The organism is Paenibacillus sp. J31R34 (genome assembly GCF_059383715.1).
Genome location: NZ_JBXENU010000009.1, coordinates 93585 through 115966, shown reverse-complemented (window position 1 = coordinate 115966; position 22382 = coordinate 93585). Strand labels below are relative to the sequence as shown.

The following is a 22382-nucleotide window of genomic DNA, read 5'->3' as shown; positions in this document are numbered from 1 at the left end:
CCAAACAAAGGGGAGGTACGACAGATGAAAAAAAGATTCGCAACGAAACGCTCGTTTCTGCTTTGCAGCTTGCTGGTATTGGCTTTGATGCTAGGAGCATGCTCAACGGGTAACGGAACGAATGCCGCACCAGAAGCAAGCACAGACACAAACGGTGCAAGCAGCGCAGCAAAGACGAAAATTTCCTATTGGACAATAGATCGTCATGACATGGATTATATGCAGGAGCAGGTTGATAAATATAACGCGACGAATACAGATAATATCGAAGTGGAAATGAAGGTTATGGCGGATAACTACAATCAGGCGATTGAGGTAGCATTCGCGAGCAACCAGGCTCCGGACATTTTCCGCAGCGGCGACTTCCAGACTTATGTGAGCAAAGGCTATTTTGCTCCACTTGATACACTGCTCAGCAAAGAGTTTCTGGCGAAATTCGACGGTTTGCTGGTAGAGGATGTCTACACAAAAGATGGACATGTGTATACGCTTCCAAACACGGGCCAATTCTGGCGTCTGCTGTACAATGTAGACCTGCTGGAGAAGGCTGGCTACACAGAGCCGCCAAAGACGCTTGACGAAATGGTTGAGATTGCGAAAAAAGTAACGGAGCAAGGTAAGGCTGAAGGCATTTACGGCTTCGCCAGCAATTTCAAAAACGGCTCCGGCTTTACGCGTCCGGCATTTGCATCGGGCTCGCTCAGCTCGGAAACAAGCCACGAGGGCTTTAACTACCAAACCGGAGAATTTGATTTCGGCATGTACCGTGATATTGCTGAGGCGCTTCACCAAATGAAAGCGGATGGCAGCATGATTCCAGGCGCTGAATCACTGGATATTGATCCGCTACGTGCCCAGTTTGCACAAGGCAAAATCGCGATGTATGTGAACCACTCCAGTGAGCCGGCAGTCTACACGTCGCAATTCCCGACGGACATCAAGTGGGCATCGACGCTTGTGCCGACAAAGGATGGCGAAATCAACGGCGTAACTTGGGTTAATGCAGGTGGTTATATCGGAATCAATGCACAATCGGACAAGCAAGCAGCAGCTGTGAAGTTCTTAGAATACTTGTACAACACTGAGCTTCGTACGGAATATCAAGAGAAGGGCCTTGGACTTTCCGTTCTGCCTTATGTGAATGAAGCAGCAGGCAAGCCTGAACTGAAGGGCATCGAAGGCTTCCTTCCAACGAAATATGACGGCATCTATCCAGCAACTCCGATTTCGGTTACAGAAACAAAGCTGGAAGGCAAAAAAGCAAGCGACATATTTATTGAATACATTTTGACCAGCAATCAGGACTTGGAAGCAGCGATTAAAGATTTGAATACGAGATACAACAAAGCGCTAGCAGCGGCTCGTACGGAAGGGCTGACCAATATTCAGGCTAATCCGTCGTTCAGCGCCAAGAGCCTGCAAGGCTCGCTCGGCCAGTAGCCGTATAGCTGAAGGGAAAGAGAGGCTGCCTGCGGGCAGCCTCTGCTTCTATGATTGGGGAAAAGCAGAGAGAGGAGCGAGTGCTTAAATGGATCATTTGTATTTTAGGCCGAAGCAGAGAAGCGATTGGGGAGCAAGCTTTCAGCAGCATTTTCCACAGCAGGCTGCCGCTGCGATTGCCCAGGCGAATCGCTGGTGCGAGGATAAGCCTGTGATTTGGAAAGGTTTTGAAATCGATTTGGGCCAGCCTATTAATTGGCTTTACAACCCAACCGGGGACAAGGAATTTACATGGGGCATTAACCGCTTTAAGCATCTTCGCTCCTTAGGCACCGCCTATGCGTGCACCGGGGACGAGAAATATGCAGCTAAGGCGCTGGAGCATATTTTAGGCTGGATCGATACGCAGCCTTGTCCGCGGGATTTGCCGGCAGAGGAGCTGACCTATTTTCAAAGACCGGGTCCGTGGCGGCTGCTGGAAACGGGTCTCAGGCTGCGCCAATGGATATATGCCTATCACTTTTTCGATGAATCGGACAGCTGGAATGGCGAGGTGAAGCAGCGGTTTCTCCAATCGGTGAAGGAGCATGCTTGGTTTCTCTCTACCTACAAAGCGAGCATTGAAATCAATCATTCGATTATGCATATGATCGGGCTGCTAGGCGCGGGGCTGACGTTTGTGTCTTGGGAGGAAAGCGAGGAATGGCGCGGCATAGCGATGAAGCGGCTGGAGGAATGCATTCGCGTGCAGGTGCTGCCAGATGGCGTTCATTCGGAGCTTACGCCGCACTATCATATGGTGTCGCTGGAGCTGTTCGTCGATTGTGCCGTTATGGCGAAAAAGCGCGGGCTTGCGTTCTCCGAGGAATACGAGCGTATTGTAGCCGGCATGACGCGTTTCGCAAGCCTGATGATCAGACAGGACGGCAGCATGGCGCCGTTTGCCGATTCCTTCGCGAACCAGCCGCCAGATTTGAATGCGGCGGCGCTGTATTATGATCGCCCGGGGCTGCTGCTGGAGGATCAGCTGTATGAGCAGTTTTGGACGGTCGGTCCGGAAGCCATCGACCGCCTGCTGGCAGCGGCAGCTAAATCGCCAGAAGCAGCATCGCAGTCTACTTCGACGGCAAGTGGAGCAGGAACGTTGCTCGGTGCTCATGCACAGGAGCAGCTGCCGTTTGCTTTTCCGGCAGCAGGCTATTATGGGTTTGGCGATACGGAGCAGCAGCTCATCTTCGATGCCGCTGCACTTGGCGGCCCTCATGGTCATGCCGATGCGTTGTCCTTCGAATGGTGCGCCTATGGCGAAGCATTGTTTGTCGATCCGGGCACGTACACGTATATGGAAAATCCATGGCGCCGTTATTTCAAAAGCACCTCTGCCCATAATACCGTTCTCGTGGACGGGCAGGATCAGACGCCTTACTTGCGCACCCAAAGATGGGGCGTGCCAGAAGCGGCTGTTTCCTTAATCGCTTGGGAGCCGGATCAGCAAATGATTTGCGCGGAGCATGACGGCTATGCATCCCGTGGCGTAACGCACAGGCGCGCCTTATGGTTTCTGGATAGCGGAGAATGGGTTATTTATGACCGCCTGACGGCTGCTGGCGAGCATACGTATCAGCACCGGCTGCACACTAGGCTGCTGGAGTGGGAGACGCAAAGACTGGCGACGGACAACGGTGCCTTGAATGATCAAACGCGCCCCCTTGATCAGCCTGCCTGCTACTATGCCAAAGGCAGTGGCCTAGCGAATGGATCAGAGCCTGCTCCTGCTTCGCCGCTCGCCTGCGAGCTGCTCGTTTTTGGACCGCCGGAGCTGGAGCTAGACGTGGAGGACAGCTGGGAATCGGTTCACCAAATGAAGATGCAGCCGCTGAAGGTGCTTCAAGGCTTGCTGACAACAGAAAATGCTGGTGCTTGGTTTATTACCGTGATGAAGCCATCTCTTGGAACGCAGCAGCTGCAGACCTCTGAATGGAGCGTCAGCATAGGCGAGCATGGCCGCCCTGTTCTGAGCTTAAACCGTGATGGACAGCTTGCCGTGTTCGCTATGCCTGAATGAAACGATTGGAGTGAAGCATGTGGATAAGCAAAACGGATTTATTACTCATTATCTGACTTCAGGACTGCGGTTGAGTGATTTTATATCAGATAAAACCGACAAAAATCAAATACGCTACGAGCAATATTTACGCTCGATTGTCGCAGACAGGAATCTACCAGCGCCTGCGGCTGCAGAAGCCATTCAAATCGGCGCCGAAAGCGAGCTGGGGCTGCCTTGGGAGTATCTTTACCCTTGCAGCGGTTTCGTAAATTTCAGCCAGTTTTCGTTTACGCCCCAGAAAGTAGAGCTGCTTGCCGCTACCGTGCTTGTTGTGGATGAAGACCTGGTCGCCTTGGCGAACCTATGGACGTATACAGCGATAGAAGTTTGGCTCAATGGGGAGAAGGTAAGCTCCGTTGCCGAGCCGGTTTATAAGCCGATTAATAAACAGGAAATGCAGCTGCCTTTGCGCAAAGGCAGAAACACCATGGTCATCCGCATGCAAAATTTGGCGGTGCGTGATACGCGGAATATTTTTGGCATTCAATTAGTGGAGCATTTGGACCAAATTACAGTGACGCTGCCGGATGCGGAGCAGGTCGAGCCGTTTCTTGCGCTGGACCGCTTCCTGTCAGGCATTACGCTGAAAGGCAGCGAGCTTTGCTTCCCGGTGGAAGCGCCGTGCGGCATCTATCTGGCGTACGGGGAAAACTTGAATGATAGCCTAATTGGCGAGGACATAAGCGGCAAGAGCAGTGTGAAGCTTGACGAGGGTGCGCCAATGGCCATAGTATATGGTGAAATCGGACCGAGAAAGCTGATTCGCAAAATCGAGCTGCTGCAAAACAAAAAGCCGATTTACCGTAGCGGAGCGGCGGCGGCCGAGGTCAAAGGCGCCATGTTTGAGGAGATTGCCGCCATAGGCACAGAGCAGGCGTTTCAACCGCTGCGCTTTGGTTTATTTTACGTGCTGGCGCGCTGGAACTTGGGACAACCTGGTGTTCATGATGAACAGCATATTCTGCACGCGCTTGGACAAATTGAGCGGCGCGAGGATTGCTCGGACTTTATCCTCGCGGGCTTGCTTCGCTTCATGCAGCAGCATGAGCTGCCAGACCATTTAACGGAACGGACTAAGCAGGCGATTTTAGACTACCGCTTCTGGATGACCGAGAATGGCTCCGATGGCATGTGCTTCTGGAGCGAAAATCACGCGCTGATGTTCTATATTTGCGCTTATATGGCGGGCCGCGAATACCCGGATCAGCTATTCGCAAGATCGGGCCGCACAGGCATTCAGGCAAGCGAAGTGGCGCTCGGAAAAATCCGCGAGTGGCTGGCAGATGTTGAGGAATACGGCTTTGAGGAGTTTCTCAGCGCCGACTATATGTGTGTGACGCTTGGCGCACTGCTAAATGTCGTCGATTATATGGAGGAAGAGGAGTCTGCTCGGGCCAGCCATTTAATTGACGAAATGCTGAAATCCTTCGCCTACCATACGTTCCGCGGCTCAATCGTCGCGCCGCAGGCCCGTATTTACCGCTCCGTCATTTTGCCATTTACCCAGTCAGCCCAGTCTTTAATTCATCTGCTGAATCCGGATACACCTATGGGCAACAGCGAATGGATCGTGTTTCTGATGAACAGCAAATACGTGATGCCGCAGCATTTCACAAGCCTGATGAATGAGTCCTTGGAGCTGGAGTATCAGACCGGCAACGCATGGGTGAAGCTCAATAAGCAGCCCGATTATATACTGACCTCGGTTCAATCACCAAGATATGATGCGAACCCGTCCTTCTGGCAAAATATTAGCTTTGACGAGTCCGTTGACACCGAATCGGGCGAATATGTTAAATCGTTTAATGAGCGTTTTCACGGCACCTCGCGTTTCGAGCCGGGCGTGTACGGGTATCAGCAGCATATGTGGTATGCGGCGCTGGACAACGATACGGTGCTGTATACGAACCATCCAGGAGAGCTGGCTGACGATGGCGGCATGCGTCCAGGCTATTGGTATGGGAATGGCATCATGCCAGCGGTCAAGCAGCAGGGCAGCGCGCTGGGCGCGATTTATGAAATCGGGGAGGACCATCCGGTTGCGTTTACGCATCTCTTTTTCCCAGAAGCGAAGTTTGATGCGTTTGTCCAAGACGGACATTGGCTGTTTGGGAAAAAAGGCAGCGGCTATGCCGCCATCTGGTGCAGTGAGCGCATGGTTCCCCACCATGACCGCTTGTTCCATTGTGAATACCGGGCATACAGCCGCGAGAACGCGTATTTCTGCAAGCTGGGCTCGGAGGAGGAATTCGGCAGCTGGGAGCTGTTTAAAGCGGCATGCTATAAGCTTGCTCCTGCCTTCGATTCTGAGGCGCTCAAGCTGACCGCAGCGGATGCTTATGAGCTTAGCTTCGTCCGCAGCAATAACAAAACGCAATATGTTTAGCCACAATATGTGTATACCAATCCGATAATAGTTGAGAGGAATGACGAATGATGAGCAGATTGAACAATTGGGAAAATGCCGAGCCAGGCGTAAAACGGAAGATCTTCACACCAGGCAATACGATTATGATGATGGAGGTGCATTTTGAGGAAGGAGCGGAAGGTTATTTGCACAGCCATGTGCATGAGCAGTTTTCCTACTGCCTGGAAGGACAGCTGGAGTTTTCGATAAATGGAGAAAAGACCGTCATTTCGGCGGGCGAGACGATCTTCATTCCTAGCAATGCCGAGCATGGCTGCCGCGCTTTGAAAGCAAGCAAGCTGCTTGATACCTTCACGCCGCTTCGGCAGGACTTGATCAATTAGTTTAATAAGGCTGTACTAGTGTGCTAAGCTGAGTGAGTACGCTATGCTGCGAGGGTTGTCCCAAAGCCATGCTTGATGGCTTTTGGGACAACCCTATTTTTATGGAGACAAGTACGCGCAGCCGTTCCTGCATTTCTGAAACATTGACATGGGCAGAAGCGTCTAGGGAAATGAGGTGATTGAAGATGAATGGAATCAAGCTTACTAGCCAGACTTTAATCGTGCTGCTCCTTATGCTGACAGCTGCCGGCTGCGGCGGTGGGAGTAGCGCGATGGAAAGGGGAGCGTCCAAGGTACCAGAGGTCCAAGTAAAAGCTGCGGGGCCAGAACCCGAGCAACCAGTTGAATCATGTAATGCGATTATTGAGTGGGTCGATTTTCTGATGATTAATGGCATCAAATATCAATATAACTACGAGGGGACTGGGAAGACAGCTGACGATCAGCTTGGCGAAAAAGTAGGCGAGGTATCTTATATGCTGAACGACCATGCTTGCACGGATCATGTGGAGAAGGATGGGAATGCCGCCTTTTTGCCAATCGGTACAGAGATCTTTGCGATGAAGGGTTATAAACCGGAGTTTCGTGTCATAGCAAGCAACAAGGTTTATGAGGTGATGGATAATCCAAAGGCGGCAACGCTGGGGCAATTACTCGATATTGAAGGCAACGTCGATAAAGTTGGCCTGGAAAGTGCCCAGGATGGCAGTCCAATCGGCGACTTCAGTGCTGAAGCGTCGGCACAATTTATTCAAGAGCTGCTTCCTCTGCAGCACGTGGGGTTTAATCAGGTTTATGAAAAAATCAAGCATGAATCCGGTGTTTTTCTGAGAGTGCATTTGCAGGACGGCACCTCCTTCCGGCTCGTTTATTATCCCGAGGGGAACGGCTTTACGGCTGGGGCATTCGGAACAGACAGCCTGAAAGCGTTAATAATGGAGCAGCGGGCCCAAATCAAAGCGGCAGCAGGTCTGGATAAATAAGCAGCAAAAAAATCCCGATGAATCGTCAGCAGCAAAAGCACGAGGCTTTTTGCTGCTTTTGACCATGCACCGGGACTTTTCTTATCATTCCATGCTACAGCTTGAATTTATTAATTTGAATACGCAGCTTCTCTGCCATATTAGCAAGCTCTGCGGAGGATGAGGCAACTTCCTCCATTGAAGCCATTTGCTCCTCTGCCGCAGCGGAAACATTTTGTGATTCTGCCGCCGTTTCACTGGCCGAGTCGGAAATGAGGCGAATGGATTCCACCAACGTGGTTGTACCGGACACCATCTCGCCGGATGCTGCTGATACGCCTTGAATGCTCGCTGCTACCTCTTGAATAGAAGAGCGAATGCGAGCGAACAGCTCACGGGCTTCTTCACCTGTATGTCTTCCTTCAGCCGCTTGGGAAACAGTCTGTTCGGAGGCCTGCAGCGTCCGATCAATTTCGAGGCGGATACTTCCGATGAATCCGGCAATTTGCTCCGCTGACTCCATCGATTGGCCTGCAAGCTTGCGAATTTCATCCGCTACGACGGCAAAGCCGCGCCCCGCTTCTCCAGAACGTGAAGCCTCAATCGCTGCATTCAACGATAAAATATTCGTTTGGCGGGCGATTTGGCTGATGCTGCCCACGACATCTCCGATTTTGCCGGACAATCCGCTCAGCGCATGAATCGTTTGGGCAAGCTCGCCGATGCCTTGCTCCATCTCCGCCATTTTTCCATTAAGCTGATCCATGGAAGCCGCTCCATCATCGGAGAGATTGGAGGCCTGGGAAGCGATGTCAGACGCATTTGTACTATAAGAAGCGATACCATCAATTTGCACAGCGATGCTGTCGGCGGCTTGGCTTCCATCCTGCAAGCTGGACGTTTGGCGCTCCGAGCTTTCGGCTACGACGAGAATTGCTTCGGAAATGCTTTGCGCGGCACGCGCGCCTTGATCCGCTCCCTCTGCAAGCTGCTTCGCAGAATCCGTCAGCTGCTCGGACAAGCCGTTAACCTCCATCATCAACAGCTGCATTTGATCCCCAGCGGCATTAAAGGAATGCAGCGCCTTGCTAATATCGGTTTTGCCTTTGACCGGAATGCGATACGTTAAATCGCCTTGTGCCAAAACATCAATGCCATGTGTTAATTGGCGAATGGGATACACAATCCGCAGAGCAATCAGAATCGTTGTAATCAGCGCAAGGACGATAATGCCTGAACCAACCAAGAGAATCAAACTCAGCAAAGTATCGACAGGCTTTAAAATTTCATTTTCTTCCGCATACATCGTAATAACCCAGCCCAGGCCAGTCACACTCATAAACCCAATTTTTTCAACGCCATTTTCCGTATAATGAATCGGGGCCGTATTGCCTTGGGTCGCATTGGTGAGAGCTTGATCAAGTGGGGTGATGCCCAGATCGGACAGTTTTTTGTTTAACACAAACGATTCATCCGTGTACGAAAGGAACGTTCCGTCCGCTAACGTCATATAAGCTTTTCCGGTCTCGCCGAATTGGGCTTTGCTGACGCTTTCTACCGCTTGGCTAATCGAATAGGAGGCACCGTAAAATCCATAGGCTTTGCCGTCTTTGATTAGTGGAGCGCCGACAATAACAACCATCGTGCCCATCGTTTTGGAAATTACCGGCTCAGAAATGAATGGTTTGCCTTCTTGGGCAAGCTTGATGTAAGGCCGATCAGCTAGATCGACGTCCGTATTTTTAATGTTAACGGCGTTGGCGCCTATTAAATCAAGCGAGAAAAAAATCGATTCAAACTCGGGATGCTGATTATGGGCTTGGACGAGAAAATCAAGCTGCTGCTGCCGATCTGCTTCCACCTTGGAGCCTTGCTCGGCGATGACCTGCATAATAGCCTGCTTTTCTACTAAGTTGGCATCAATCTCTTTAGCTAGAAGACTGGAGTAGAGCTCCATTTGTTTTTCGGCTTGGATTTGGACTTCTCTGGAGGTTGGAACATAGAACGTGTACGAAAGGACGGAGACACAAACGACAATAATAAGCAGTGTGGACAATACAATTCGACCTGCGGTCTGACGGATTGAACCCAGAATAAGCAAATTTCGAATAAAACGTGAATTCTTCAATGGCTTTACTATTCTCCTTTTAGAAAAGTTTATGTACTATTAATATCGGTTGCTGCCTGCAAATGTATGACCATTATTTTCATTTTATTTTGTAAATCCTTCAATATATATATTTTAAAAATGTAATCGCTTGCAAAAAAAGCTGGCGGAAGTCTGTTTATCTATAATTTATAGCGTAACGTTCCCCATTAGTTCACAGATTCAACAAGAAACTTAATTTTATCTTCTAACTCATCCATGCGACTACTGACATTCAGTTGTCAGTAGTGTTTTTATATAATCTAGGTATTAGAATCGATTCATTATGGAAGTTGATGTTGACGGAGAAATTTTTGATTGCCATTGTCCCACTACAGGTCGTATTGGTGACATCGTTTTTCGTGATGTCCCATGCATGCTTGGTTGAAGTGTGGCAGGTTTACTTCAAAATAACCCTTACAGAAGTAAATCTCATACGTTATTTTGAAACAACGAAAGATAGTATAAATGGTTGAATTCCAACAAGGGAGTGCAGCTTTAATTGAATAAAACAGAGCGTCTTTTAGCGATTGTGGTGGAATTACAGCGAAGCAAATTGCTGACAGCTGATGAATTAGCAGAGGTCTTAGGGGTCAGTGTAAGAACGATCTATCGTGATATGCAGGCTTTGAGTGAAGCAGGTGTTCCCATAATTGGTGAGACAGGATTAGGATATTCTTTAATGGAAGGCTATTTTCTTCCACCAATTAGTTTTACAGTAGAAGAGGCAGTATCACTTCTTCTTGGAGCTGAATTCATAGAAAAACGTTTTGATCCAACTTTTCGCAAAAGTGCTCGTTCTTCCCGCAGAAAAATAGAAGCCATTCTTTCACGACCTATTCGTGAGGAGACAAACCGAATACAAGGGAGCATCCGTCTGCTCCAAAAAGATGAAATGGTCATAATGACGCGGGAGAGAGTAAACTTGGGGATCATTCGCGAAGCCATGCTGGAGGGCAACAAAATTCGTTTCACCTATCACAAGCGGGTTGCTGAAGCTGAGGGGAATAGGGTAACTGTGCGAACGGTATCGCCATTCGGATTGGCACATGATGAGCAGAATGGCTGGCTGTTAGTTGCTTCCTGTGACTTGCGGGAGGATATTCGCCATTTTCGAGTCTCCCGAATCAGTGACCTTACCGTGACTGATGATACGTTTAAGACTCCCGATAACTTCAATCTTCAATCCTATCGGCCGAAGGATACCCGTAGCATACGGGTCTGCGCACTTTTTAATTCAGAAATCACCGATAAAGTCGAAGAAGCGAACAACTACTATATGGAGATTGCCGAATCTAAAGAGGACGGTTACCATGTCACTTTTCGTGTCCGTCAACCGGAAGAATTGCTGAGTTGGATTCTTGGATGGGGGGCAGATGTGGTAGTCACTGAACCTGAATCATTCAAAAACCGAGTAAGAGAAGAAATCGAGAAAATGAAAGAACGCTACTGACATACTGTTGGCAATAGGGGCCTTGTATAATCAAGATATACAAAGGAGGACATTACATTATGTCAGCAATTGGACCCGACTTCATTTCACTTCAAGTGAGCAATCTTGAAGGCTCTGCGGAATTCTATCAAAACTATCTCGAGCCAGGGATAGAACTCGGTTCAGGTACTCAGCCTGGACTTGGTGTCGCTCTGTGGCTTCATGCCCCTGATACGCAAGAAATCCACGATAAGCTTGTTGCAGCAGATGTAAAGATTGCATCCGCACCAATAGATGGACCATTCGGGCGAACCTTTACATTTGCCGACCCAGACGGTTACCTGGTTACCCTTCACAGTAAAGCCTAATTATTTCTATGCGAAACGGTAGCTTTGCCGCCAAAGGACAGCGACAGCCGTTTCACCTTGGCTAAATATGTCTGGAAGGTAGTGCTAAAAAAGCGGAAAAATTAGGGTGAAGTTAGGTCGAATATCTGCTTTTTACGATTTGATAGGTTAGTTGAAAGTTAGTAAAATTTAGGGTGAATTGTTAGTTTGAAAAATATGGAAATTAAAAACGTTTTATTGTATAGTGGCATTGTAGCCTATTTCCAATTAAAGAGAGGAGGAAGGGAGTTTAGTCTAGGTAATTATTGTTAGCCTAATAAACGATGAAGAGGAGAAACGTAAAATGTTGAAAAAAACGATTTTGTTAGGTTTTGTTATGACTTTGCTGCTTTCCCTGTCTCTAGTTCATATTCCTTCTGCTTCTGCTGCTACGGGCTTTTATGTAAGCGGTAACAATTTAAAGGACGCCAATGGCAACAACTTTGTGATGCGAGGGATTAATATGCCTCATGCCTGGTACGACACCCAGTCCTATAATGCGCTGACGACGGCTAGCTCCTATGGTGCGAACACGGTCCGTATCGTTTGGTCGACAAGCGGAACAGCGGCTCGCTTGCAGCAAATTATTAATCGCGCCAAAGCGCTGAAAATGGTGTCCGTTGTGGAGATGCATGATGTTACAGGCAGCGATAGTGCAGCCGCACTCAACAATATGGCGAATTATTTTGCCCGGAATGATGTGAAGGCTGTTTTGCAAAATAATACGAAATATGCGCTGGTTAACATTGCTAATGAATGGGGAAGTGCCAGTCTTTCCGATACGGCTTGGAGAGACGCCTATAAAACAGCGATTACGACCATTCGCAACGCAGGAATTACAAATACAATCGTTATAGACGGCTCTGGCTGGGGGCAATACGTTTCCCCGATTAAAAACTACGGGGCCGCATTGCTGAGTCATGATCCACAGCATAATCTTTTATTTTCCGTGCATATGTATGGGGCCTGGAACAATTCATCCACCATCGGAACAGAGCTGCAAAATGTGAAAAATCTCGGCCTTGCTATCATCGTTGGAGAGTTCGGCTATAACTATAATAACGGCAACAACAATCTGGGTACGACCGTTAATGCTCAAGAAATTATGAATCAATGCCAAGCGAAGGGCATCGGATATTTGGCTTGGTCATGGACCGGCAACGACAGCGCGAATGCATGGCTGGATCTGGTGAGCAGCAGCAACTGGACGACACTGACCTCATGGGGCAATCTTGTTTTTAATGGTACGAATGGCATCGCATCGACGTCTGTAAGGGCCAGCGTATTTTAAAAACAGCCGCTAAGACTGCTTGCCATTAAGCGCCGTGTCGGCAATACCCGGATATAAATGAATGATCTTAACAAGCTGTTCCTGCATATAAGCGGGCGGATGCTTAAAGCCGGTTTCAATCCAGTGCCATACGAGGCCTAGTACAGCACTCATACTATAGGTGGCTAGCAGCTCCCGATCAATATCAGCCGTAGGAAAAAGCAGCTCCTCCATTGAAATTTGCTTGAGGACATGAAGCATTTTTTCCTTCATATTGGGTAGCACATCATTTTTCATGAGAATCGTGTAGACGCCCGAATGCTCGTAAATATGATTGAATATCGTGACGGCATGGGCAGGCAGCTCACTAACGTTAAAGACCTCGACATGCTCGTAGGGTGCTCGGAACGCTTGCAGCAGTTGATCCAGCAGCTCCGTCGAAATCTCGTCAAGGAGCGCTTCTTTATTGTCATAGTTGGCATAAAAGGTTCCCCGGTTGTAGCCGGCATGCTCCATAATCTCGGTAATGGATATGGCTTGAAAGGGCTTATCCGCCATCAAGGCGAGGAGAGCTTCCCGCAAGGCGCGTCTGCTTCGAACGATGCGGCGGTCGATTTTTGAATGGTTTTCGGACATAAACATCCGCTCCTTCTACCAGTTAGTATACAAAAAACCGTCTTTTGTTCGTTAACGGGCAAAGGCGGTTTTTTTGCTGATTGTCAGCAGTTTCTACACTTTATTATACTCGAAGTAACAGATGCTTAAGTAATGAGTATGTGTTTATTTTATCTCTGATTCAAAATGGAGGAATGAACCGTGAGACTAACAGGAAAAGTGGCTGTCGTAACTGGCGCAGCATCAGGTATGGGTAAAGCGATTGCGGAGCTGTTCGCAGCAGAAGGAGCTAAGGTTGTCGTCTCGGATCTTCGCGTAGATGCGGCACAAACGGTTGTTGCAGCTATTGAAGAAAATGGCGGTACAGCGGTTGCCATCGCTGCCAATGTTGCCAAGGAAGAAGATGTCCAGCAATTAATAGATACGACCGTAGCAACTTACGGCACAGTGGATATTTTAATAAATAATGCGGGAATCATGGACAACTTTGTTCCGGCGGCGGACATCACGGATGAGCTATGGGAGCGGGTATTTGCGATTAATACAACGGGACCGATGCGTACGATCCGGAAAGTGCTGCCTCTTTTCACCGAGAAGAAGAGCGGGGTTATCGTCAATATCGCTTCTGCTGGAGGTCTGCAGGGCTCTAGAGCGGGCGCTGCTTATACAGCTTCCAAGCATGCCGTTGTGGGCCTCACGAAAAATATCGGGTTCCAATATGCCGACCTCGGCATTCGCTGCAATGCGATTGCACCAGGTGGTGTGAAAACGAATATTTCGACGACGATTAATGAGCCTAACCCCTTCGGAGCATCGCGCGTCATGGCAGGCATGGGCCTCAATCCGCGTACGGGCGAGCCTGAGGAAATTGCGAAGGTTGCTCTGTTCCTCGCTTCTGATGACGCAAGCTTCGTTAACGGTACGGTTGTAATCGCAGATGCGGGCTGGACGGCTTACTAATATAGGTCAAGCACAAGCTAATAGACCAAAACAATAAATTCCCTCTTGCGATTTCCTGCTCCTCACACACAACTATGGAGGAGGCTTGAATCAATCAAGAGGGATTATTATGCTTCAAGCATTAAGAGTTAATTGTTGTCATAGTTCCCCAATGCATTTGGCAGCCAACTAACCATTATAAAATCGACTTTTGAAGTCTCTGTATTGAAGCTAAAGTAGATGGTGTAGGTCTTCTTTTCGTTTTTAATTTGTGATCCATTGAATAAGGGGTCCAACTGCATATAGCTGCCATCTTCCGCTTCTTCATAAAAATAAAAGGCGCTACCCGTTTTTAAATATCCGGCTGTTCCGTATTGCTGTAAAACATCCAATATCGTACTTTTCTCCAATACAATGCCTTTATAAGTTGAGAAGAGCTTGCTCGCTTCCAAATGATCTTTATCGCTAGCTATATTCCACGAGTCCACTTGGCCTGCTTTATTATAATGAACCGTGAAAGTGGAATATTGGCTGCGTTTAATCATACCGGCCTGCTGTGATTCACCAAAGCGAGAGTCAATGGCCTGTTTACTTTCCCAAAGCTTTACTCCCATAGCTGGATTATTTCCAATTAGATCAAAATCTGCACTTATAACAGGTTGTGTACTGAATAAAGGCAGCGCCTTGGGAGCAGTTGCGGGATCCGGCAGCTTGCTGAGGTCGGAAAGTGCTTTCGGCCGTTCTTTAATGTCAAGCATACCCGCAACTGTTAATTGTCTTATCCATTGAATCGCTTCTGCGCGTGTTAAAGCAGCATCAGATTGGAAAGTCGATAATGTAGCATCAGGGCTGCTTCCCATGCCATTTCCGAGTAAATAAACCATATTATCGTTGCCTTCGTAGTGAACTCCTCTGGCCGATGCGATAATGGCTGCTGCTTGACCTTGCGTTATAGGTACTGGCCTCAGGGCAGGCTTGGAGTAACCAACAATTGGGTGGTTCCAGCTTCTGGCAAGCTGATAGGCTGTGCTAATTGGATGATTGTCTAACCGGACATCAAAGGCTCGATACAAGACGACTAAAAACTCTGCCTCGCTTATTAATCTGTCGGGCTGGAAGCTTCCGTCGGAATACCCCTCCATTATTTTTACATGGCTCGCCCATTGAAGCAGCGTATCAGCCCAATGACCATTTGGTTTATACGAATCGGCGTAAGCCGTTATTCCTCCAGTCATAGTCGATATAAGCAAAAGACAAATGAATGTACGACGAATGATAGGCATTTTCCCTAGTCCTCCTCTTGGTTAGATACCGCTCCTATAAAACATTTTTTAAAATACGTTATTAATTCTCCCCACTGACTACAGGCAGCCAAAAAGACATGATGAGATCGACTTTTAAGTTTCTTCATCGAAGAAGAAGGCGAAGCCATAGGTTTGGTTTCTATTATTAATGGGAGTATCCTGGAAAATCGGATAAAGCGAAAAATAGCTTTCATCCTCCGCCTGCTCATAAAAGAGGTATGCTCTGCCTGGGCTTAAATACCCCGCTGTTCCATATTGCAGAAGGACATCCCTTAATGTGCTTTTCCCGACTATTATGCCTTTGCTGGTAGAGAGGATCTGATTAGTGTCCGTATATTCATCATCATTAGATATAGACCAAAGGCCAATCAGATCAACTTTATTGTATTTAACCGAGAAGGAAGGATACGGGCTCAGTCCAAAAGAGATTCCCTGAGGTTTTCCAAACCGTGCATCGACAGAAGCTTTCGAATCCCATAATTTCAGCACTGAATTAGTATCACTTCCGATTAAATCAAAGTCATCCTTGGCTAATGGCTGCGTGCTGAATAGGGGCAAAGGCTTTGGTGCATTCACCAGACTCGGCAGCATGCTGCGTTTGGATAGGGATTTTGGACGCTCCTTTATACTCATCATTCCTGCAACCGTCAACTGCCTGATCCATTGAATCGCTTCAGCCCGTGTCAAAGGAGAATCGGATTTAAAGGTAGACAGCGAAGCGGAATCACTGTGAACCATGCCATGTCCAATTAGATAAATGAGGTTATTTTGTCCCTCAAAGTGTACGCCATTGGCCTAGGCAATAATCGCAGCCGCTTGTGCGTAGGTGATAGGCTTTGTACGAAGCTTTGACGAGGCTGTCCCGACAACGGGATGGTTCCACTCTTTTGCAAATTTATAAAGCGTGTCTACCCTGCTTTTAATGGTCCCATCCGTCTCAGCGTTCCTCAACAACCCATTATCGAACGCCTCATACAATACTTTCAAAAACTCAGCCTCGCTTATAAGTTTATCAGGCTGGAAGCTTCCATCCGAATACCCCTCAATGATGCCATTTTCGCTGGCCCATTGCTTCAACGTATCTGACCAGTGATCACTAGCACTAGGTAGGCTCATATCGGCATTAACGATGCTTCCCCCAAGCAGGCTTGAAACCAACAGAAGACAAATGAACGTCCGACGGAATATAGACATGTGTATCTCAGTCCTTCTTATTTTTAGTTTTTTGTGAGTGTAATCCCTTAAACGGAGCTTTCTAAAAAGTATTATCGGTTGAAAAGTGATTTTTTGTAAGGTTTTACCTTAGGGATTGCACCTCAGCTTATGAACTGGTAATTTCCCCGAAACCTTGTTACGCTCTCTATATCTAGTTTGAAACAGGGGGAAGCGGGATGTCGGAAGCAAAGGAAGTACAGGAAGGAAAAACTACGCGGGAAATAAAGAGGGTACAAGATAGTGAGAGCATCTACACGATTAAAGAAGCGGCGGAACAAAGCGGCTTGTCGGAGGATACGATTCGTTATTATGAGAAGATCGGCGTTTTGCCGCAGGCGGAGCGTAAAAACAACACCCATCGTTTTTACCGGGTAAAGGATATTGAAACGATGAAAATGCTCGTTTGCTTGAAAAAAACAGGTATGTCGCTAGACGAAATAAGACCGTTTATTGGTGTGTCCTTCATCAATATACCGTCGGATTATCCCGAGCTGGTGCAATTAATGCTGAACCATAAGCAGCATATTCAGCGGCAAATAGCGGATTTGCAGCAGGTGCTGGACTTTATTGATGACAAGCTGAAAATCACTTCTTTGGAGCAGTGAGGAATTGTTTTTTTGCAGCGTGGATAGGGTGGAAAAGGGGGCACATAAAACTAGGTTCAGTGCTGCTGACGGTTCTCAAATTTATACATACATGAAATTGAATTGAATTTTGCGCGGGTATAGTTAATAATTCTTGTTAATTCTCTCTTTTAAACGACAAGGACTGTGTTTAAAAATGGCTATCACGTACAATATACACAAGAATATGTGGTAAATTAGGTATTTAAATGTGATAATGAGTAAGGTAATTAATTGAAAATAAAGTTCTTATATTTCATATAAGAAAGAAGTATTTCTCAGTGGGCAATGACTTCCAAGGCACGGGGAGATAGAACGAGTGGGCGAGGAGGAGTGAAATGGCCGGAAAGCAGGTCATATTTAAACCGGATGAAGTGAGGCGCCTGCAGCAGCAGCTGGTGCGAATCGGAGCGGACACGGATGAGCTGCGACGGCGGGTGAGCGGGAAGATCGCGAGCTGGGATCGCTCTTTGCCGATGCTGAGCAGCCTGGAGCAGATTCAGAGGCAGCTGACGGGCTTGACGCAGGAAGCCGAGCAGATGACGGAGGTGATCAGCAAAGCACTGAAAGGCATCGAGCGTGTGCAAGCGGAAGCAGCGCAGGAAGCGAAGCAGCTGGCGAAGGGGCTGAGCGGGCTGGAGCGTTTTGACCTATTGAAGCGAATAGGGACGACAGGCGGCGGCAGCTATACGCCCGTTCCGGTCACCTTCCGTCCGATGGTGACGAACCTGATCGACCGAATTTTGCCGCAAGCTAGCCGGGATCGCTGGTCGAGCGATCCGTTGGTGAAGGAGCTGCGGCGGGTCGCAGGCCTGCAAGGTGCGACAGCAGCAGAGAAGCTAGATGCGGAAATGAAGCTGGAGGCGATCTTCGCGGAGCGGGATCTGATCGCGAAGGCGCAGACGGCATATGCGGTGTACAAGCAGTTCGGCAATCATCTGCTGATGGCGGAGATGCATAAGCAGGCGGAGATTAGCCGAGAGAAGCTGAAGGCGCTTGGCGTAGCAGAGAGCTATTTTGCCCCAAATGTGAATATGACGAGCTATTTCAAGCAGGTGCCGCTGCTGGCGTGTGACTATGATCCATCGTTCGCGCTGGAAGGGGACCTGACGACGCGGGTGCCGCTGCCGGACAACGCACGTTATTTGTTTATGGTGATGATGGCGCAAACGCAGGGTCCGACGGGTGAACTGGCGAGGGTGCAGCTGAAGGAAATTCATGCGCTGCAGCAAACGATTCGAACCGCCGCGGGCGGATTAGTAACGGATGTCCAGCAGGGGCAAGTGAAAAGCGGACTGCTGAACGTGCTGACGATTTTGCAGAGCATGCAGGCATTAAGCAAATACGATCCCCCACCAAAGGAAGTTGTCGTCGAGGAAAAGCCGGGTATGCTGGAGAAGTTTGGGCAGGATGCGATGCGAAGCCTTGAGATCTACGGGAGCGTGATAAAAAACCAAGCTTCAGTGGAATGGGCTGCGATTAAGCAAACCGGAAATAGCATAGCTGAAGTGGGAACGGATATATACAATGCTTACGTTGATCGAGCGAACAAGAGGAACGACTCGGTCTATGATTTTTTTAACTACGCGACGATGGGCTTGATTAGTGTGCCCGAAGCGCTATGGGAGGAGCACGTTGAACGAACGGCGAATCGAAATGAGTCGGTGTCTGCGTATTTGGATTATGTGAGCATGGGTCTAACGGGGATGGTGCAGGGAGCGTTTGCCCCTGAACATCCGAATTCCAAGGAGCATGTGCAGGATGTCCTAGGTGTCCTCGGTATATTGTTCTCGGTTAAAGTGAAGGTTCCAGGAGGAATAGAACCGACAGTTCCGAAAAGTCCAGCGGTCAAACCAGAGGGTGCAGGAAGTGGCCGTGGACTAGGCTTTGGCAATCAGCTTGTGACCCCTGAGGGGTTCCAATTCATGGACTCTTTTCCTAACAACAAGTCGCCAATTGAAGTCCCAAAAACAGACGTGCAGAAACGGTATTTGGAAGAGATGGATCGACTGAAGCGAGAGGCTGAGGGGACGGGTGAAGTTCCAAAGATTAAACTTACCGAACCTTCTTTACCAAAGGGGAGTAAACCTAAAGGGAATTACGGAGAAGGAGATTCCCATGGAATAAAGAAACAAAATGAAACAGCCGATGTATTGGCTGATAATGGCTATGACATTGAGATGTTGGATGAAATTGATGGTGGAAATGGTCATGGTATTGCAGAAGGGTCGAATCCAGATTTTCTAATCAAAGGAAATGTATTTGATTGTTATGCACCAAAACCAGATGGAAAGGTACAAAGTATAATTAAAGAAATAGCAGGAAAGACGAAGAAGCAGTCTGGAAGAATTGTTTTGAACTTAGACAACTTTCCAAATGAAAAAGTTACCGAAATTATCGAAACAATTTTAAGAAAAGCAAATCCGAATGGAGATTTAAAAAGACTAGAAGAATTAATTCTAGTGAAGGATGGAAAGATTACAAGAGTATTTGGAGGTTAGAAGTGAGATGGACTGTACGTTATTCTTAGTCACAAATTTGGATAAGGAAACACTTAAAAGAACAATTTATGACATAGTATGTGATACAGTTGAAGATAAAGTAACTAACTACGAAGATTTTTCTCGTCTTAGCTGTAAATACTTCACACTTGATATTGAAACGGAAGATATTATTAGTATTGATTTTTTAAGAGAAGAATATCGAATGGAGATTAATGTAGAGATTGGAATTCAATTATTTGGAAAATTATTCGAGGAAGGGATAGAAGTGTTGTTTAAAATTTTCGGTAACATTTTAATGGCTTTTAATCCTGATATGTTATTTTTGGAAAATGGTACAGATCAAATATTCAGAAAAGAAAATGCTACTGTAATCATAAATACAAAACTAGATCAATATCAGAAAAAGTATCTATCAAACAAGGTAATTGCCTTATTACGATATCCATATATTTTTCAGGAGTTACCAAATTAAAATCAGGCTATAGAATGCTTGTTCGGTATAGTCCGCTCGAATCATGAATATTTTAAAGGTGGTGGGCTACCCAGTGCCGAACAAAAGCCTTGTTTAACCAATAACACAGTTAACCCACGTAAATTGAATTGAACTCATATTCCACATGCGAGTCTAACAATGAACTGTAACCCGTAAGATGGACACTTGAAAAAAGTGACCGCTTACGGGTTTTTGTGCTTTAATCATACCATCGAGAATACATGGAGAATGAACATCATGAGGAAAATCAGAACAGGATTTACTGAAACAGAGATCAGGCTATTGGAGTCCAATCCGAATGTCAACCGCGTATCGGGGAGAAACATCTCGTATGCTCCAGCTTTTAAACTCGCAGCAGTGCAAGTTAATCAGGCAGGAGAGCCACCAATGGAGTAGTGGAAGAGAAGCTGCAACAAGCAGAAGCTCGGATTAAACTCCTCGAAGCGGAGAACGAGCTATTAAAAAAGCTAGAAGCGCTCGAAAGGCGAAAAAGTAAGGGGTCGACACCTTCCGAGCGCTTTCAGCTCATTCATCAAACGATTCGTCAGCATGATTTACGACGTTTAACACGTTACCTCTGTCAGATTGCCGGAGTAAGTGCAAGTGGCTATTTACCGTTGGTGTAACGCTGAAGAGTCACGTCAATTGCGAGAGACAGCCGATCAATACGACTTTCAGCTTATTAGGGAGCATTTTGAAGCATTGAATGGGAAAGCAGGCGCATTGGTTATCAAAATGAGGCTGGAGAGATTGAATGGCATTGTCATGAATCATAAAAAGATTCGTCGTATCATGCGAAAGTTTGGGCTAGTAGCTACGATCCGTCAAACCAATCCCTATCGCAAAATGGCTAAAGCAACACAAGAACATCGTACTTGTCCTAATCTCCTGGAGCGCCTGTTTGATCAAGGAAAACCAGAGAAAGACCTCCTTACAGATATCACATACATGCGCTATGGTAGCGGTCAGTGGGCCTATCTTTCTTGTGTGAAGGACGGTGCTACGAAGCAGATTCTGGCACACTATCTATCTTCAACGTTGGAGCTATTTCCATTCTGACCAGGGCATGCACGATACGCACCCGAAAACCCGCCTCCTCATCGCCGAAGCTGGGTTTAAGCAGTCGATGTCTCGTAAAGGGGACTGCTGGGATAATGCGTCCATGGAGACGTTCTTTGGTCATATGAAGGACGAGCTTGACTACAAGGACTGTAAATCTCTTAAAGAGCGGCGGCTAGGAGTTAATGAGTATGTGATTCACTACAATTCAGAACGCTATCAGTGGACACTAAAAAAGATGACTCCTGGTGAAATCAGAAGTCATCTCCTAGCTGCTTAAGGATTCAATACCGTTTTTTAACACTGTCCATAATTGAGGCTACAGTTCACTTATAAGCGAGACCAAGTTTGTAAATCCCACTGGCAAACATGGTGGGAAAGGTTCAACAAAAGCACATAATGAATTGTTAGAAATTATTGATTCGTCTACTGATTATGATATGTTTAAAAGAAGATTACAAAATTGGGCGAATTATAGATTTGAAGGTGGGGTAGATGCTCTGCCTGATGGATTAAAACCTTAGAGGAGGTTTAAAACATGGAAAAGGAAGGATTCGTATCTCTGTGGGTAGGGAATGTTCAATCTTCCGAGGAACTGGATAGATTACTTGTTGTTTCTTATTCAGATGAAGGGGATTTTATTCCGTCTATATTTGCTAAACACTTTGAGATTCGTAGATATGATGATGCGGTAAGAGAAGCAGAATATTATGAAGAAGTAAGTAATGACCTGAATCAATTACTTGAAGGATTTTCTTATGATGACGAAATTGTACCGAGATTTGATACGCTAGTGCAGGAAGAACTTCCAAATGATATTAATGCAGTAGTTTTACTTTATCACTTTAAGTATACTGGGGAAATTATAGAAGCTACAATTCAATCCAATTACCTGAGATTTTTAGGGACGGTAGAATATCAATAATGAGACTACCCAGTGCCGAATAAACCACTCATTCAACCAATAACACATTTAACCCTTGTATTACCCGTATAAAGATTTCTTCAATGCGATTGTACGCACGGCAACGCTTTACTTTTATACCCTAAATAACGCTACTGCGTTACATTAAATTACAGTAAATAAAGTCGAAGGCATGAGATATGGATATGCAGATTTTGCTGGTGCCGGAGTA

Annotated in this window: 19 protein-coding genes and 1 pseudogene; 15 read left to right on the top strand and 5 right to left on the bottom strand. The window is 47.0% G+C overall.

All coding sequences use genetic code 11. The annotated features are described in order from the left end of the window. Positions 1–24 precede the first annotated feature (24 nt). The 5 genes from AC50YG_RS23200 to AC50YG_RS23180 all read left to right on the top strand — a co-directional run bounded on the left by AC50YG_RS23200 (position 25) and on the right by AC50YG_RS23180 (position 7281). A complete protein-coding gene (locus AC50YG_RS23200) occupies positions 25–1440 on the top strand; it encodes an ABC transporter substrate-binding protein (RefSeq protein ID WP_473758728.1) in 1416 nt (471 codons plus the stop codon). Positions 1441–1528: 88 nt separating this feature from the next. After that, complete coding sequence (locus AC50YG_RS23195; protein WP_494830041.1) at positions 1529–3505, top strand: heparinase II/III family protein; 1977 nt, start codon at positions 1529–1531, stop codon at positions 3503–3505. 19 nt (positions 3506–3524) lie between these two features. Further along, complete coding sequence (locus tag AC50YG_RS23190; RefSeq protein WP_494830039.1) at positions 3525–5933, top strand: hypothetical protein; 2409 nt, start codon at positions 3525–3527, stop codon at positions 5931–5933. A 50-nt stretch (positions 5934–5983) separates the two neighbouring features. After that, positions 5984–6298 (top strand): cupin domain-containing protein, encoded by a 315-nt coding sequence (locus tag AC50YG_RS23185; RefSeq protein WP_494830425.1) that lies wholly within the window; start codon positions 5984–5986, stop codon positions 6296–6298. Between the two features lie 185 nt (positions 6299–6483). Then, positions 6484–7281 (top strand): hypothetical protein, encoded by a 798-nt coding sequence (locus AC50YG_RS23180; protein ID WP_494830037.1) that lies wholly within the window; start codon positions 6484–6486, stop codon positions 7279–7281. Positions 7282–7375: 94 nt separating this feature from the next. Here AC50YG_RS23180 and AC50YG_RS23175 read toward each other — a convergent pair whose 3' ends face one another. Next, complete coding sequence (locus AC50YG_RS23175) at positions 7376–9388, bottom strand: methyl-accepting chemotaxis protein (protein WP_494830035.1); 2013 nt, start codon at positions 9386–9388, stop codon at positions 7376–7378. A gap of 304 nt (positions 9389–9692) precedes the next feature. Between AC50YG_RS23175 and AC50YG_RS23170 the strand changes: the two genes are divergently transcribed. The 4 genes from AC50YG_RS23170 to AC50YG_RS23155 all read left to right on the top strand — a co-directional run bounded on the left by AC50YG_RS23170 (position 9693) and on the right by AC50YG_RS23155 (position 12515). Then, positions 9693–9794 carry a hypothetical protein gene (locus tag AC50YG_RS23170; protein WP_494830033.1) on the top strand — a complete coding sequence of 34 codons (102 nt, stop codon included), beginning with the start codon at positions 9693–9695 and terminating at the stop codon, positions 9792–9794. Positions 9795–9908: 114 nt separating this feature from the next. Continuing rightward, complete coding sequence (locus AC50YG_RS23165; RefSeq protein ID WP_494830031.1) at positions 9909–10859, top strand: helix-turn-helix transcriptional regulator; 951 nt, start codon at positions 9909–9911, stop codon at positions 10857–10859. A gap of 59 nt (positions 10860–10918) precedes the next feature. Further along, complete coding sequence (locus AC50YG_RS23160) at positions 10919–11206, top strand: VOC family protein (protein ID WP_494830029.1); 288 nt, start codon at positions 10919–10921, stop codon at positions 11204–11206. A 322-nt stretch (positions 11207–11528) separates the two neighbouring features. Continuing rightward, positions 11529–12515: a cellulase family glycosylhydrolase gene (locus AC50YG_RS23155; RefSeq protein ID WP_473758721.1), complete on the top strand. Its 987-nt coding sequence runs from the start codon at positions 11529–11531 to the stop codon at positions 12513–12515. A gap of 9 nt (positions 12516–12524) precedes the next feature. Here AC50YG_RS23155 and AC50YG_RS23150 read toward each other — a convergent pair whose 3' ends face one another. Next, entirely contained in the window at positions 12525–13130 is a 606-nt protein-coding gene (locus AC50YG_RS23150; protein ID WP_494830027.1) for a TetR/AcrR family transcriptional regulator, read from the bottom strand. A 180-nt stretch (positions 13131–13310) separates the two neighbouring features. Between AC50YG_RS23150 and AC50YG_RS23145 the strand changes: the two genes are divergently transcribed. Next, positions 13311–14069, top strand: coding sequence for an SDR family oxidoreductase (locus tag AC50YG_RS23145; protein ID WP_494830025.1), 759 nt, complete (start codon positions 13311–13313; stop codon positions 14067–14069). Between the two features lie 128 nt (positions 14070–14197). Here AC50YG_RS23145 and AC50YG_RS23140 read toward each other — a convergent pair whose 3' ends face one another. The 3 genes from AC50YG_RS23140 to AC50YG_RS23130 all read right to left on the bottom strand — a co-directional run bounded on the left by AC50YG_RS23140 (position 14198) and on the right by AC50YG_RS23130 (position 16546). After that, complete coding sequence (locus AC50YG_RS23140; protein WP_494830023.1) at positions 14198–15331, bottom strand: S-layer homology domain-containing protein; 1134 nt, start codon at positions 15329–15331, stop codon at positions 14198–14200. Positions 15332–15445: 114 nt separating this feature from the next. Beyond that, positions 15446–16090, bottom strand: a complete 645-nt coding sequence (locus AC50YG_RS23135; protein ID WP_494830021.1) for a hypothetical protein — start codon at positions 16088–16090, stop codon at positions 15446–15448. Positions 16091–16147: 57 nt separating this feature from the next. Beyond that, positions 16148–16546, bottom strand: coding sequence for an S-layer homology domain-containing protein (locus AC50YG_RS23130; RefSeq protein ID WP_494830017.1), 399 nt, complete (start codon positions 16544–16546; stop codon positions 16148–16150). A 197-nt stretch (positions 16547–16743) separates the two neighbouring features. Between AC50YG_RS23130 and AC50YG_RS23125 the strand changes: the two genes are divergently transcribed. From AC50YG_RS23125 to AC50YG_RS23105, 5 genes and pseudogenes are all read left to right on the top strand, one after another. Beyond that, positions 16744–17172 carry a MerR family transcriptional regulator gene (locus tag AC50YG_RS23125; protein WP_494830011.1) on the top strand — a complete coding sequence of 143 codons (429 nt, stop codon included), beginning with the start codon at positions 16744–16746 and terminating at the stop codon, positions 17170–17172. 356 nt (positions 17173–17528) lie between these two features. Beyond that, positions 17529–19691, top strand: a complete 2163-nt coding sequence (locus AC50YG_RS23120) for a CdiA C-terminal domain-containing protein (RefSeq protein ID WP_494830009.1) — start codon at positions 17529–17531, stop codon at positions 19689–19691. A gap of 7 nt (positions 19692–19698) precedes the next feature. Further along, complete coding sequence (locus AC50YG_RS23115) at positions 19699–20166, top strand: hypothetical protein (RefSeq protein WP_494830007.1); 468 nt, start codon at positions 19699–19701, stop codon at positions 20164–20166. Positions 20167–20424: 258 nt separating this feature from the next. Continuing rightward, a pseudogene (locus AC50YG_RS23110) lies at positions 20425–21526 on the top strand (IS3 family transposase). Positions 21527–21784: 258 nt separating this feature from the next. After that, on the top strand, positions 21785–22171 hold the full coding sequence (locus AC50YG_RS23105) for an immunity 22 family protein (RefSeq protein ID WP_494830005.1): 387 nt from the start codon (positions 21785–21787) through the stop codon (positions 22169–22171). Positions 22172–22382 lie beyond the last annotated feature (211 nt).